This is a genomic window from Nodosilinea nodulosa PCC 7104 (genome assembly GCF_000309385.1).
Taxonomy (GTDB): domain Bacteria; phylum Cyanobacteriota; class Cyanobacteriia; order Phormidesmidales; family Phormidesmidaceae; genus Nodosilinea; species Nodosilinea nodulosa.
Genome location: NZ_JH976537.1, coordinates 3,252,161 through 3,263,987, shown reverse-complemented (window position 1 = coordinate 3,263,987; position 11,827 = coordinate 3,252,161). Strand labels below are relative to the sequence as shown.

12 protein-coding genes are annotated in these 11,827 nt (G+C 55.4%); 4 read left to right on the top strand and 8 right to left on the bottom strand.

Annotation, left to right across the window (positions count from 1 at the left end; all coding sequences use genetic code 11):
- Positions 1 to 3: 3 nt before the first annotated feature.
- Entirely contained in the window at positions 4 to 792 is a 789-nt protein-coding gene (gene hpsJ-B, locus LEPTO7104_RS0115080) for a hormogonium polysaccharide biosynthesis protein HpsJ (protein WP_017299413.1), read from the top strand.
- Here hpsJ-B and LEPTO7104_RS0115075 read toward each other — a convergent pair.
- From LEPTO7104_RS0115075 to LEPTO7104_RS0115065, 3 genes are all read right to left on the bottom strand, one after another.
- The gene (locus LEPTO7104_RS0115075) at positions 789 to 1,619 is read right to left on the bottom strand and encodes an SWIM zinc finger family protein (RefSeq protein ID WP_017299412.1); all 831 of its coding nucleotides are present in this window, start codon (positions 1,617 to 1,619) and stop codon (positions 789 to 791) included. The two genes, hpsJ-B and LEPTO7104_RS0115075, sit on opposite strands and share 4 nt — an antisense overlap.
- A 232-nt stretch (positions 1,620 to 1,851) precedes the next feature.
- Positions 1,852 to 3,240 (bottom strand): UDP-glucose dehydrogenase family protein, encoded by a 1,389-nt coding sequence (locus tag LEPTO7104_RS0115070; protein WP_026072741.1) that lies wholly within the window; start codon positions 3,238 to 3,240, stop codon positions 1,852 to 1,854.
- Positions 3,241 to 3,355: 115 nt separating this feature from the next.
- The gene (locus tag LEPTO7104_RS0115065; protein WP_017299410.1) at positions 3,356 to 4,333 is read right to left on the bottom strand and encodes a UDP-glucuronic acid decarboxylase family protein; all 978 of its coding nucleotides are present in this window, start codon (positions 4,331 to 4,333) and stop codon (positions 3,356 to 3,358) included.
- Positions 4,334 to 4,655: 322 nt separating this feature from the next.
- Between LEPTO7104_RS0115065 and LEPTO7104_RS0115060 the strand changes: the two genes are divergently transcribed.
- Positions 4,656 to 5,072, top strand: a complete 417-nt coding sequence (locus tag LEPTO7104_RS0115060; protein ID WP_017299409.1) for a gamma-glutamylcyclotransferase family protein — start codon at positions 4,656 to 4,658, stop codon at positions 5,070 to 5,072.
- A 79-nt stretch (positions 5,073 to 5,151) separates the two neighbouring features.
- On the opposite strand, the gene LEPTO7104_RS0115055 is transcribed toward LEPTO7104_RS0115060, so the two are convergent.
- The 3 genes from LEPTO7104_RS0115055 to LEPTO7104_RS0115045 all read right to left on the bottom strand — a co-directional run bounded on the left by LEPTO7104_RS0115055 (position 5,152) and on the right by LEPTO7104_RS0115045 (position 9,007).
- Positions 5,152 to 6,606, bottom strand: coding sequence for an iron uptake porin (locus LEPTO7104_RS0115055; protein WP_017299408.1), 1,455 nt, complete (start codon positions 6,604 to 6,606; stop codon positions 5,152 to 5,154).
- 431 nt (positions 6,607 to 7,037) lie between these two features.
- The gene (locus LEPTO7104_RS0115050) at positions 7,038 to 8,498 is read right to left on the bottom strand and encodes an iron uptake porin (protein ID WP_017299407.1); all 1,461 of its coding nucleotides are present in this window, start codon (positions 8,496 to 8,498) and stop codon (positions 7,038 to 7,040) included.
- A 227-nt stretch (positions 8,499 to 8,725) separates the two neighbouring features.
- Positions 8,726 to 9,007: a 4a-hydroxytetrahydrobiopterin dehydratase gene (locus LEPTO7104_RS0115045; RefSeq protein ID WP_017299406.1), complete on the bottom strand. Its 282-nt coding sequence runs from the start codon at positions 9,005 to 9,007 to the stop codon at positions 8,726 to 8,728.
- Positions 9,008 to 9,587: 580 nt separating this feature from the next.
- Between LEPTO7104_RS0115045 and nadC the strand changes: the two genes are divergently transcribed.
- Together nadC and LEPTO7104_RS0115035 are read left to right on the top strand one after the other, a co-directional pair.
- On the top strand, positions 9,588 to 10,481 hold the full coding sequence (gene nadC, locus LEPTO7104_RS0115040; protein ID WP_017299405.1) for a carboxylating nicotinate-nucleotide diphosphorylase: 894 nt from the start codon (positions 9,588 to 9,590) through the stop codon (positions 10,479 to 10,481).
- Between the two features lie 13 nt (positions 10,482 to 10,494).
- Entirely contained in the window at positions 10,495 to 10,821 is a 327-nt protein-coding gene (locus LEPTO7104_RS0115035) for a heavy metal-binding domain-containing protein (protein ID WP_017299404.1), read from the top strand.
- A gap of 77 nt (positions 10,822 to 10,898) precedes the next feature.
- On the opposite strand, the gene LEPTO7104_RS0115030 is transcribed toward LEPTO7104_RS0115035, so the two are convergent.
- Together LEPTO7104_RS0115030 and LEPTO7104_RS0115025 are read right to left on the bottom strand one after the other, a co-directional pair.
- Positions 10,899 to 11,276 carry a DUF2237 family protein gene (locus LEPTO7104_RS0115030; RefSeq protein WP_026072738.1) on the bottom strand — a complete coding sequence of 126 codons (378 nt, stop codon included), beginning with the start codon at positions 11,274 to 11,276 and terminating at the stop codon, positions 10,899 to 10,901.
- Between the two features lie 175 nt (positions 11,277 to 11,451).
- Complete coding sequence (locus LEPTO7104_RS0115025; protein WP_017299402.1) at positions 11,452 to 11,736, bottom strand: YkvA family protein; 285 nt, start codon at positions 11,734 to 11,736, stop codon at positions 11,452 to 11,454.
- Positions 11,737 to 11,827 lie beyond the last annotated feature (91 nt).

The window sequence follows — 11,827 nt, the reverse complement described above, 5'->3', positions numbered from 1 at the left end:
CCTATGACCTCTGAACCCGCTGTTACCAGTCCGGTGGCGTCTCCCCTAGCCGCGATCGCTCTCAAGGTAGCTGGCGCGATCGCCATTCTGTCAGCCCTGCTAGACTTTCTCATCCTGCTGATTCCGCCCAACCTCACCAACGTGCAGTGGCAGCTGGCCACTACCACCCAATTTGTCGATCGCGGCATTGTGCCCCTCATCGGCATCGCCCTGCTCCTGGCCGGGTTATGGGTCGATAGCTCCATTGGCCGGGTGGCCCAGCCAAAGAGCCTGACCACCGATCTGCGCTTTTGGGCCTGTGCCCTCGCCAGCGTGCTGGGGCTGGTATATCTGCTGCTGATTCTGCTACACCTCAACGCTGTGCGCCTCTCAACTCAAACCGCCCTGGCCCAGGTCGGCACCGAAGCCGGTGACGCCGCCACCCAACTCCAGCAGCGGCTCTCCACTGAACTCAGCCAGCAGCAGAGTCAGCTGGGAACACTCCTGCAAAGCGAAAACAAAGACCTACTTAACCAGGCCATCCAGAGCGGCCAACTGCCCCCCGACATCGAAAAATACCGGGATGACCCCGACGGCCTCACTCAGTTTCTACAGCAGCGGGCCGACCAGGCCAAGCAGCAAATCGAGGCCCAAATTGGCACCCGTCGGGCTGAAGCCGAGCGCCGGGTAAAAACTGAGGCCTGGCGATCGGGCGTCCGTATCTCAGTCACGAGTCTGCTGCTGTCGGCGGGTTTCTCCATCATTGGCTGGCTCGGCCTCAAACGGCTGCTATCGCTGACCCGATCGGCCTAACCCAGGGCCTGCGTCATGGCCTGCTGAGCCACTGCCTGGTAAATCTCCTTCAGATGGCCCATCACCATAGGTGCATCCTCCGGCGGCAGCGGCATTTTGCCCAGTATATCCAGGACTGTGGTTTCAGCGGGGGTGATCACCACTAGCTCTGGGTCTAGCGGTTCGGCGTAGGCCCAAAATTGTTGTAGATCAAGGTGGCCAGGGATAGATTTTGGGTCTGCGTCAGCGGCCGCCTCTTCGCCGTCAATGGCCACCTCCGTCGGCACTGGGCTGCTCTGCCGCCGCTGACGCAGAGCATCTAGGATGCTGTCGCGGCTGCGTCCCCGCAGCTGAAACAGCACAAATGGATCTTCCCTGAAAAAATCGCCCAGCTGATAATAGACGGCCGCAATGTGCTTACAGGGGTTCTTGGGGTCAGGGCAGCTGCACTTAGAGTGCACCTCAGAAAGGTTAAAGGGATACAGGCTCAACCCGTTGGCGGTAAAAACCGCTTCAATTTCTGACGGCATTTCTCCAGCTAGCAGCTGTGCCGAATAAATCGCCTGCTCCGACAGGGAGTCAATGACGTAGTTCCAGTCCTCGTCGCTAAAGGCATCCAGCCAGATAGAAAGCTTGTAGGGTTCCTCGGCAGTGCCCTGCACCAGGGCTGTTACCTTAGACCCCTTGTACTCTAGGCTCAGAATATGGCCTTCCCGAGCGTAAATGCGGCCGCGCTCCAGACGCTTCTTAAATCGATAGGTGTTGAGTAGTTCAACCCACCGCTGTACCCACCAAGCTTCGTCTTCAAGGGCGTAGGCAGGAATAGAAGAAGCCTGATAGGAGGTCATAACAAAGCAGATCAATGGACAATTGTGAATCTGAGCTAGCTGCCGCCAATTGCGTCTGCGGCTTCTATCGGCCCTGCGTTCTGCCGCTTGAGGGCTTAGCTCCTTCGCTGGACAGCGCCCTCAGCTGAGGAAACAGACTCCTTTAGTCTACCGCCCTAGGAGTTTAAAGCCCTGGAAAAACGCTAGGGTTTCCAGGGCTGATCCAATCGGCAAACTCTTTGGCTAGGGCAACCTATCGGCCAATACCATGGTATTGAAACCCAGCCCGCACCAGGGTTTCCCGGTCTAGAAAATTGCGGCCATCAATCAGGATAGGGCTGTGCATGCGCTGGGCCATATCGGCGTAGTCAAGGTCTTGAAACTGTTGCCAGTCGGTCACCAATACTAGGGCATCGCAGTGGTCGGACAAATGCGACGCATCGGTTTCAACAATGACTCCGGTGAGTCCGTGGCGGAGGCCGCTTTGGGAAACAATTGGGTCATAGGCCTTGACCTTAGCGCCTAAACGGTTGAGTTGCTCAATCAAAATCAATGACGGTGCATCCCGCATATCATCGGTGTCGGGCTTAAAAGTCAACCCCAGCAGGCCAACGGTTTTGCCCTTGAGAATCTTGAGCACCTGCTGAAGTTTCTCAAGAATAATTTGGCGCTGGCGATTGTTGACGGCTACAGCCGCCTTCAGCAGTTGGGCCTCGTAGCCATAGTCATCAGCTGTATGAATTAAGGCTGCTACATCTTTAGGAAAGCAGGATCCACCCCAGCCGATGCCCGCCTGCAAGAACTTTTTGCCAATCCGAGAGTCAAGACCAATGCCCTGAGCTACCTGGGTGACATCAGCGCCCACGCGATCGCAAATATTGGCAACTTCGTTGATAAAGCTAATCTTGGTGGCCAAAAAGGCGTTAGATGCATACTTCACCATTTCTGCCGAGCTGAGATCTGTCACGAGGACCGACACGGGCGCCGCGCTGGAATCTTCGGCAAAACGTCGCTCAACGATGGGGGTGTAGAGCTCTTTCATCAGGGCGATGGCGCGGGGGCTGTTGCTGCCCAGCACAATGCGATCGGGGTTAAAGGTGTCGTACACCGCCGATCCCTCCCGCAAAAATTCCGGGTTGCTAACCACGTCAAAATCAGCCACAACTTCAGACTGGACTGTTTCAGGGATGCCCCCCGCAGGCACAGGGGCTAGCTGTCGCTCCGCTACCCCATCCAGCACAATCATGCGCACCCAGTCGCCGGAGCCAATGGGCACCGTAGACTTATTGACAATGACTTTGTAGCCACCGTTGAGATGAGTGCCAATCCCCTTGGCTACCGCCTCAACATAGCGGGTATCGCTTTCCCCCGTGGGCAGCGCCGGGGTTCCAACCGCAATAAAGAGAACGTCACCGTGCTCAACCCCAGCTTTCAAATCGGTTGAAAACTGTAGGTGGCCCGCCGCCATGGATGACTGCATCAACTCAGACAGGCCTGGCTCAAAAATGGGCGACTGCCCAGACTGCATGAGCTTTACCTTTTCCTCGTTCACGTCAATACAAACAACATCGTGGCCCACGTGGGCCAGGCAAACGCCAGTGACTAGACCCACATAGCCAGTGCCAATCACACATACACGCATAGAAAATACTCCTTAGTTTATGTACTATCGATAACTCAACTGCAGGCCCATCCGCATCGACTGCATTAGCCCAGGCACACAGCCAGGTAACTGCCCGCCTGGGGCCAGCCGTTCACTAACTGGACGCAGCCTTCACGGTCGATGGCAGTTCCGCAGTTGTTCCCGCCTGGTTAAAGCGATCGCGAAAGTCCTCAATGGTGAGCTTGAGCCCCTCCTGTAGCGGCACCGTTGGGCTCCAGTCCAGGAAAGTTTTAGCGCGGGTAATGTCGGGTTTACGCCGCTGGGGGTCGTCCTGAGGCAGCGGCTTATAGACCAGATCAAGGTCAGGGTTAACCATCGACTGCACCGTTTGAGCCAGCTGCAAAATAGTATATTCATCGGGGTTGCCCAGGTTAACCGGGCCGATGTAGTCACCATTCATCAGCCGTATCAGCCCCTCCACCAGGTCAGAGACATAGCAAAAGCTGCGGGTCTGAGCACCCGTGCCATAGAGCGTCAGTGGCTTGCCCTGGAGCGCCTGCACCACAAAATTGCTCACTACGCGGCCATCGTTTTCGAGCATGCGAGGACCGTAGGTGTTAAAAATACGGGCCACTCGAATATCCACGTTGTTCTGGCGATGGTAGTCAAAAGACAGGGTTTCGGCAACGCGCTTACCTTCGTCGTAGCAGCTGCGGATACCGATGGGGTTGACATTGCCCCGATACTCTTCAGACTGGGGATGCACCTCAGGATCACCATAGACCTCAGAGGTGGAAGCCAGCAAAAATCGAGCTTTCACCCGTTTGGCCAACCCCAACATGTTCAGGGTGCCCATCACGTTGGTTTTAATCGTTTTAACCGGATTGTACTGATAGTGCACCGGAGAGGCTGGACAGGCGAGATGGTAAATCTGATCAACCTCAAGCCGGATAGGCTCGGTAACATCGTGGCGAATAACCTCGAAGTAGGGGTGGTCGAGCCAGTGCAGCAGGTTGTGTCGGTGGCCTGTATAAAAGTTATCTAGACAGATAACTTCATTGCCAGCGGCCATCAGGCGATCGATCAAGTGGGAGCCAATAAACCCGGCTCCACCGGTTACCAGAATTCTCATAGGGCATTCAACCAGAGCAGTGATTTAAACGTTTAGCGCACAGCTTTCTATTAACCTTACTTTTCCCACCATGAAGTATCCGTAGATCAAATCCTTTAAGCTTCAACTTTGATGAGTTTAATAACCTTCTATAAAGTTTCATTCATAGCATAGGAAATACTATCCGACTGCCTATGGCAGACGCTGCCTGAGCGTTAGGCTGCTTTTACGGGGTAATCGGCTAGACAGCCATCTCGGCGGCAGATGCTGGGAATAGCTCGATTTGTGCCTTGAAGCAAACTGGAGCTATATTTAGCCAGCCAAGGCTCTGGTCGTCTTGCCTATGAATACCCCCTGCCACCTGTTTGTCTACGGTACTTTAAAGCCGGGAGAACGCGCTTTTGCCGATTTTTGCGCGCCCTATACAATAGCTATTCAACCGGCTATGGCTGTGGGGCGGCTCTACCATTTACCGCTAGGCTACCCAGCCATGACCCTTGAAGCTGGTTGGGTCCACGGCACACTCCTGACATTTTCTGCCCCTGCTTGCCTATATCCCATTGACGCCTTTGAGGAATATTACCCCGATCGCCCCGAGATCAGCGAGTATCAGCGCGATCGCCACCAGGTGTACAATGCCCAGCAGCAGCCGCTAGAAACAGCCTGGATTTACACTATGACGCGCGATCGCGTTACCGCGCTAGCAGGACGGTGGCTACCCCAGGGGGAGTGGACTGAAGCCAGGAGCAACCTAGAGTAGAACAAAAAAAGGCTCTGCCAATGTTGGCAGAGCCTTTTTTAGCTAGAAAAACCTAGCCCGAAACAGTGACTACATCAACCTAGAAACGGAAGGTAGCACGCAGAGCGCCCCACAGACCAGTTTGGTCGCCAACACCAGTCAGGTTGGTGTCGCCGTAGATTACCGCAGGGGTAATGGTCAGGTACTGGTTGAAGGGAATCTCGTAGTAACCTTCAACGATAAAGGGATTGTTGTCCCGGCCAACCAACTGAGGCAGCTGACCGCCGTAGACACCCAGTTGAGTACCCTCAGCCAGGAAGTTGTTGAAGCCAACGCCAGCGGTCCAGCTGAAGTCGTTGCCGCCGTTGAAGGTCTGGTAAGCACCGTGACCGGCAATAAAGAAGTTGCCAAAGTCAAGGTTGATCAAACCAGCAAAGGTGTCGGTAGCACCGGCAGCGCCACCCTGGAAGATGGCAGACTGGTCGTTGTGCTCATAAACAGCACCGACGTCAAGGAAGCCATCGCTGAGGTAGCTGAGCTGAGCAATATAGCTCTGGCTGGTGGCAGCAAACACACCGATAGAAGGATCGCTAGCACCGGGGTTGCCAGCGGTATAGCCAGCGTCGAGGACGAGATTGTCGGTAAAGGCGATACTGACGCCAACACCAGCACCATTAGAGCTGCTGCCGCCAACATCGTAGAACTGAGGACCGCCAGCGTCTGCAACGGAAGGACCATCGAAGGGCACGATGGTGCTGGTCACCCAGTCATCGCCCTGGAGACCACGAGCCGCAGCCGTCACGGTAACGCGATTGCCGACGGGGAAGGTGTAGTAGAAGTCGTCAACGGTAACGTTGTAGTTGTCGTTGCCGCCAGCATTAGCCAAGCCGCCCAGAGGATTTACTGCATTACCATTCTGAGCCTGCAAACGAATGCGCAAGCGATCGTTGCCGGTGAAGCTGGAGTCAAAGTTCAAACGAGCACGGTTGGCAACGCTGGTGCTGGTCTCTCCAGGAATGGTGTCGATGGGGGTAACCAGGTGCATATCAACCTGACCACGCAGTTTGGTGGTGGTGGAGAACTGCTGCGCGCGCAGGGTGGCGGTATCAGCTTCCAGAGCATCCACGCGGCCCCGCAGGGTAGCGAGTTCAGCCTGAAACTCTTCTTGCAGGCGACGAATGGTCGCCAGGTCGTCGGGGTTGATGCCGGACTGGGCAATCAGGGTAGCGATTACATCCAGGCAGGAATTTAGACCGGCGGCAAACTCAAAACGAGTCAGGCTCCGCTGTCCCCGGAAGGTGCGGTCGGGGTAGCCCTGAATACAACCGTAGTTCTCGACCAGGCTTTGCAATGCCTGGAAGGCCCAGTCGGAGGGCAGTACGTCGGTCAGTTCAGACACGCTGGTGATTTGAGCCAGCTGAACCGAGTCTTGATCGAAGTTGCTGACCTGAACGTTGGTCGCAGCATCAGCCGCGATCGCAGAGCCAGAAACAGCCACAGCCGCACCCAGAGCAGCGGGCACAGCCAGCAGTGATTGCCAAAATAACTTAGCCATTCGGTATTTTCTCCTCACACCTTATAACAAGGCTTATTTGTGTACCTACCAGCAGGTTTGGTCGAAACCATCCCTATCGATAAGGCGCATACTTGACCCACTAACAAGTCAGAGTAGGCGAACCTTACGTACATCCAAAACCAACAATAGCAGATATGCTCTGTGTCGGCTAGATGAGTTTGGCCTTAGTCACCAGAGTTCATCTAACTGCTTCAAGGACGAGCACTGCCAACCCAAGGTTCCCAGGATACACGCCAGATTAACGGTACGAGGAGATCAGAGAAGATTGCATAGATCAATACTTGGCAGCTACGACTGTATCTACAAGCTCCATATAGATGTATGTGATGTGTGACATGAAGTAGAGAGCCTCCAGGCTGAGGGGCTTTGTGGTGCCAAGGCGTTTACAAAGCCCCCAGCAAACCCCAGCGCTAGAACCGGAAGGTAGCCCGCAGGGCGCCCCAGAACCCGGTCTGGTCAGTGACACCAGCTAGGCCAGTATCACCGTAAATGACTGCGGGGGTGATGGTCAGGAACTTATTAAAGGGAATTTGGTAGTAGCCCTCCACCAGAACCGGATTTTCAGTTCGTCCAGTCCGCTGGGGCAGTTGACCACCATAAACCCCTAACTGAGCCCCTTCCAAAAAGAGGTCGTTGAAGCCAACCCCAGCGGTCCAGCTGAAGTCATTGCCGCCGTTGAAGGTCTGGTAAGCACCGTGACCGGCAATAAAGAAGTTGCCAAAGTCAAGGTTGACAAGGCCAGCAAAGGTATCGGTAGCACCGGGGTTACCACCCTGGAAGATAGCAGACTGATCGTTGTGCATGTAGGCAAAGGCAGCGTCCAGGAAGCCATCGCTGAGGTAGCTGAGCTGACCAATATAGCTCTGGCTGGTGGCAGCAAACACACCCACCGATGGATTAGTAGCGCCGGGGTTGCCCGCAGTGTAGCCAGCATCGAACACGAGGTTGTCGGTGAAGGCGATGCTGACGCCCACTCCAGCGCCATTGGAACTGCTGCCACCAGATTCGTAGAAGGCAGGGCCACCAGCGTCGGCCACCGAGGGGCCATCGAAGGGCACGATGGTGCTGGTTACCCAGTCATCACCCTGTAGACCCCGAGCAGAGGCGGTTACCTTGATGCGATTGCCAACCGGGAAGCTGTAGTAGAAGTCGTCAACCGAAATATTAAAGTTGTCGCTGCTGCCGCCGTTGGCCAAACCGCGCAGGCCAGAGGGATTGATAGCGTTACCGTCGCGAGACTGCAAGCGAATGCGCAGGCGATCGCGACCAGTGAAGCTGGAGTCGAAGTTGAGGCGGGCACGGGAAGCAACGCTGGTGCTGGTCTCTCCAGGAATGGTGTCGATGGGGGTAATTAAGTGAAAGTCGACCTGACCACGCAGTTTGGTGGTGGTGGAGAACTGCTGCGCGCGCAGGGTGGCGGTATCAGCTTCCAGAGCATCCACGCGGCCCCGCAGGGTAGCCAGTTCAGCCTGAAACTCTTCTTGCAGGCGACGAATGGTCGCCAGGTCGTCGGGGTTGATGCCGGACTGGGCAATCAGGGTAGCGATCACATCCAGGCAGGAATTTAGACCAGCGGCAAACTCAAAACGAGTCAGGCTGCGCTGTCCCCGGAAGGTGCGGTCGGGGTAGCCCTGAATACAACCATAGTTCTCAACCAGGCTTTGCAATGCCTGGAAGGCCCAATCGGAGGGCAGTACGTCGGTCAGTTCAGACACGCTGGTGATTTGAGCCAGCTGAACCGAGTCTTGATCGAAGTTGCTGACCTGAACGTTGGTCGCAGCATCGGCCGCGATCGCAGAGCCAGAAACAGCCACAGCCGCACCCAGAGCAGCGGGCACAGCCAGCAGTGATTGCCAAAATAACTTAGCCATTCGGTATTTTCTCCTCACACCATTAAAAAGGTCAGAAACTTCAGTAGCAGAAGTAACAAAACTGACCTCTTCAGGAGAATAGAGGATGCCCACAGGCGCAGAATGAGAGGCGTTTTAAGGCTCGACGGTGTTTTGAAGAAGCTTTAATTAACTTAGTTAACGCACCATTAAGCCAATATGGTTAAGCCAATATGGTCCCTTGGATGCGAGGGTAATAATTTCGGCATCTATCCTAGGGTGGAGATAGTCTTTGCCAGGGCGAAATCTTTTTCGGTTAGCCCCCCAGCGTCGTGAGTGGAGAGGCTGATAACTACGCGGTTGTAGGAAATTTGCAGATCGGGATGGTGCCCAGCGGCTTCGGCAGGCTCGACCAGCTGGTTGACAAAGTTGATGGCGGCAACGAAATCCTGGAAAGTGCGGGTGCAGATGATGGTTTTGCCCTGTAGGCTCCAGCCGGGGAGTTGGTTGAGATGAGCTTGAATATCGCGATCGCTGAGGAGAGTGGCCATAGATGCCTAGGGAGTAGCTACACCCCACATGCTACTGACATCTATCAAAACTTATATCTGTACAGAAGCGTAGATAGGCCTTCGCTGAGATTCGCCTATTGCCTCAAAAGCCTATTTTTCTAAAGAGATTGCGTGATACTGAGGGGCAAATCAAGGCTAAATCACCTGTTTAAGCACTTCCAATGCCCCTTTAAACGCTATCCGCCCCTGCCAGGGGAAGACAAGCTTCCGAAGCAGGGGCGGTCTAGTTGGATCTTAGGTTGAACCTGACTGCCGGGAGGAACCCTACTCAGCCAGCTTCGAGAGCTTAGCTAATTGCCGTAGCAACTAACACTGAAGCTAGAGCACAGCCCCGGCGCACAGCCGGCTGATCTCAACCTGAAGACCCACACGTTTACTACTCTCTTGCATGGGCATCACCTCCTGAATCCTACACGGTAAAATCTGTAGAGTTAGCTGCCGTAACAGCGGCATTAACCGTAAAGTAGCACAATATTTCTGGCTGTGACAGAAATTGCGACTTTAGAGGGGGTGTCCCGCGATCGCCAGTCCACAACGCCATCTCTAAAAACCTTGCCCTATGCCGCTCAACGCTCCCCGCAATCCCTCTATGTCCATACCCGATGGCAGCCTGGATAAGTACCTGCAAGCCTGGCTGCACGAAGATGTGGGCCGTGGCGATTGGACCACAACCGGGCTGGGAGATTTGGTACAGCAGCCAGGCCAGGCTCTCTGGGTGACTCGCGCCCCCGGCGTGATCGCTGGACTGCCCATGGCGCGTCGCCTCTTTCAGCGGCTTGACGACAAGCTCAGCTTTGAACCGCTCATAGACGACGGCGAGCCCTGCGGCGCAGATACCACCATCGCCAAAATTAGCGGTACCTTGGCGGCTCTACTGACGGGAGAGCGGGTAGCCCTAAACCTGGTCATGCGCCTGAGCGGCATTGCCACCGCCACCCGCCAGTACGTCGAGCAACTGGCCCACAGCCCGACGCAGCTGGTCGACACCCGCAAGACGACTCCCGGCCTGCGCCAGTTCGAAAAGTATGCCAGCCGAGTTGGCGGTGCCGTCAACCATCGCCTGGGCCTAGACGATGCCGTGATGATCAAGGACAACCATATCGCTGCCGCTGGGGGAATTCGGGCGGCGGTTGCCCAGATTCGGCCGGCTATTCCCTACCCGATGACGGTGGAGGTCGAAACCACCTCCCTGGAGGAGGTAGACGAAGCGATCGCCTGTCCGGTAGACGTCATCATGCTCGACAACATGCCCCCCGAGATGATGAAGCTAGCCGTAGCGCGCATCCGCGAGAAAAAGCCAGCGGTCAAAATAGAGGCTTCTGGCAACATCACCCTGGAGACGCTGGGAGCCATGGCCGCGACGGGGGTGGACTTTATCTCCACCAGCGCCCCAGTTACCCGTGCTCCGTGGCTAGATATTAGTATGCAAATTGTGAGCTCTAAAGCGGTTTAACGGGAGGTAACCCATGATTTTAACCACAGGTCCCAACGTCGATGGCCGCCAGGTGACTGAGTACTGCGGTCTTGTCAATGGCGAGGCGATTTTAGGCGCCAACATTTTTAAGGACTTTTTCGCGGGCATTCGCGATGTGGTGGGCGGGCGATCGGGGGCTTACGAGCATTCGCTGCGCCAGGCCCGCAACACGGCGATTAAAGAAATGATGCAGGCTGCTCAAGAGCTAGGGGCGGACGCGATCATTGCCGTCGATATTGACTACGAATCGCTCGAAATCAACAACGGCGGCAATATGCTGATGGTGGCCGCCAGCGGCACCGCAGTGCGGCTGACCTGAGCCGAGACTCCCAGTTCCTAAATTGAAATTAAGGCCTGAGTCAGGGCTGGTTTTTACCCAGGAGTCGGTTACCCAAATTAGCTCTCAGGCGCATCTAGAGCGTGGGCCTTGAGGTCGGAGAGGGAAACGTGCTCGACGGCAGCGGCATGGGTGCCATCGAGCATTACTGGCGGGGCAACCCCAGCCTCTAGGGCCTCTTGCCAGCGAGCGGCACACAGACACCAGCGATCGCCCGGCTTTAGCCCTGGAAACTGAAACGCAGGCACTGGAGTAGAGAGATCGTTGCCCTGGGCTTTGGTAAACGCCAAAAATTCAGGGGTCATCTCGGCACATACCACGTGCACGCCCATGTCCCCAGCCCCGGTGTTGCAGCAGCCATCGCGGTAAAAACCGGTCATGGGCGAGGTGCAACAGGGGGCAAGGGGGGTGCCCAAGACGTTGGTGGCGGTAGTCATGGGAAAGTCCTCTGGGGAAATGGGCAGGTCAGATCGATTCGCCTTCAATTTATCGCAAGCTCCCGCGATCCGCCTGACTGCTGCCAGTCATAGGCAAGGGGATGCCAACAGGTGACGACATCCCCTCCAAAAAAATAGGTGTAACGGCAAAGCGCCTAAAAGCCAACAGCCCAGCCTAAATTTCGACGGTGGTAATGGGATTAACAGCGCTATCGGCAGAGCTGGCACCGGGCTGCTTACGCTTATTCAGATACTCCAGAGCAATCTGAGACATCTCAGTCACTAGCAGGGTGGCCAGCAGCCCATCGTCAACCCAGCCAATAATGGGCAGAAAGTCGGGAGCAATATCGATGGGAGAAACCAGATAAATCAACGTTCCTAAAACTAAAACCCAGCGGTATTTAGTATTGCGCAGGGTTGCTTTATACCAGTTGTAAAAGGAGCCAATCGCATTGTTCATGGAGCTATTCATCTGAAAGTGATGCCTAAATCATGTCAATAAAACAGGCAGTTTCACAGTGTAGAAAACTGGTCTAAAGCTGTGGAGAACC

What these genes read in the sequence shown, in the direction of transcription:
- hpsJ-B (WP_017299413.1), top strand. Translation starts at nt 4, where the DNA reads ATGACCTCTGAACCCGCTGTTACCAGTCCGGTGGCGTCTCCCCTAGCC.
- LEPTO7104_RS0115075 (WP_017299412.1), bottom strand. Translation starts at nt 1,619, where the DNA reads ATGACCTCCTATCAGGCTTCTTCTATTCCTGCCTACGCCCTTGAAGAC.
- LEPTO7104_RS0115070 (WP_026072741.1), bottom strand. Translation starts at nt 3,240, where the DNA reads ATGCGTGTATGTGTGATTGGCACTGGCTATGTGGGTCTAGTCACTGGC.
- LEPTO7104_RS0115065 (WP_017299410.1), bottom strand. Translation starts at nt 4,333, where the DNA reads ATGAGAATTCTGGTAACCGGTGGAGCCGGGTTTATTGGCTCCCACTTG.
- LEPTO7104_RS0115060 (WP_017299409.1), top strand. Translation starts at nt 4,656, where the DNA reads ATGAATACCCCCTGCCACCTGTTTGTCTACGGTACTTTAAAGCCGGGA.
- LEPTO7104_RS0115055 (WP_017299408.1), bottom strand. Translation starts at nt 6,606, where the DNA reads ATGGCTAAGTTATTTTGGCAATCACTGCTGGCTGTGCCCGCTGCTCTG.
- LEPTO7104_RS0115050 (WP_017299407.1), bottom strand. Translation starts at nt 8,498, where the DNA reads ATGGCTAAGTTATTTTGGCAATCACTGCTGGCTGTGCCCGCTGCTCTG.
- LEPTO7104_RS0115045 (WP_017299406.1), bottom strand. Translation starts at nt 9,007, where the DNA reads ATGGCCACTCTCCTCAGCGATCGCGATATTCAAGCTCATCTCAACCAA.
- nadC (WP_017299405.1), top strand. Translation starts at nt 9,588, where the DNA reads ATGCCGCTCAACGCTCCCCGCAATCCCTCTATGTCCATACCCGATGGC.
- LEPTO7104_RS0115035 (WP_017299404.1), top strand. Translation starts at nt 10,495, where the DNA reads ATGATTTTAACCACAGGTCCCAACGTCGATGGCCGCCAGGTGACTGAG.
- LEPTO7104_RS0115030 (WP_026072738.1), bottom strand. Translation starts at nt 11,276, where the DNA reads ATGACTACCGCCACCAACGTCTTGGGCACCCCCCTTGCCCCCTGTTGC.
- LEPTO7104_RS0115025 (WP_017299402.1), bottom strand. Translation starts at nt 11,736, where the DNA reads ATGAACAATGCGATTGGCTCCTTTTACAACTGGTATAAAGCAACCCTG.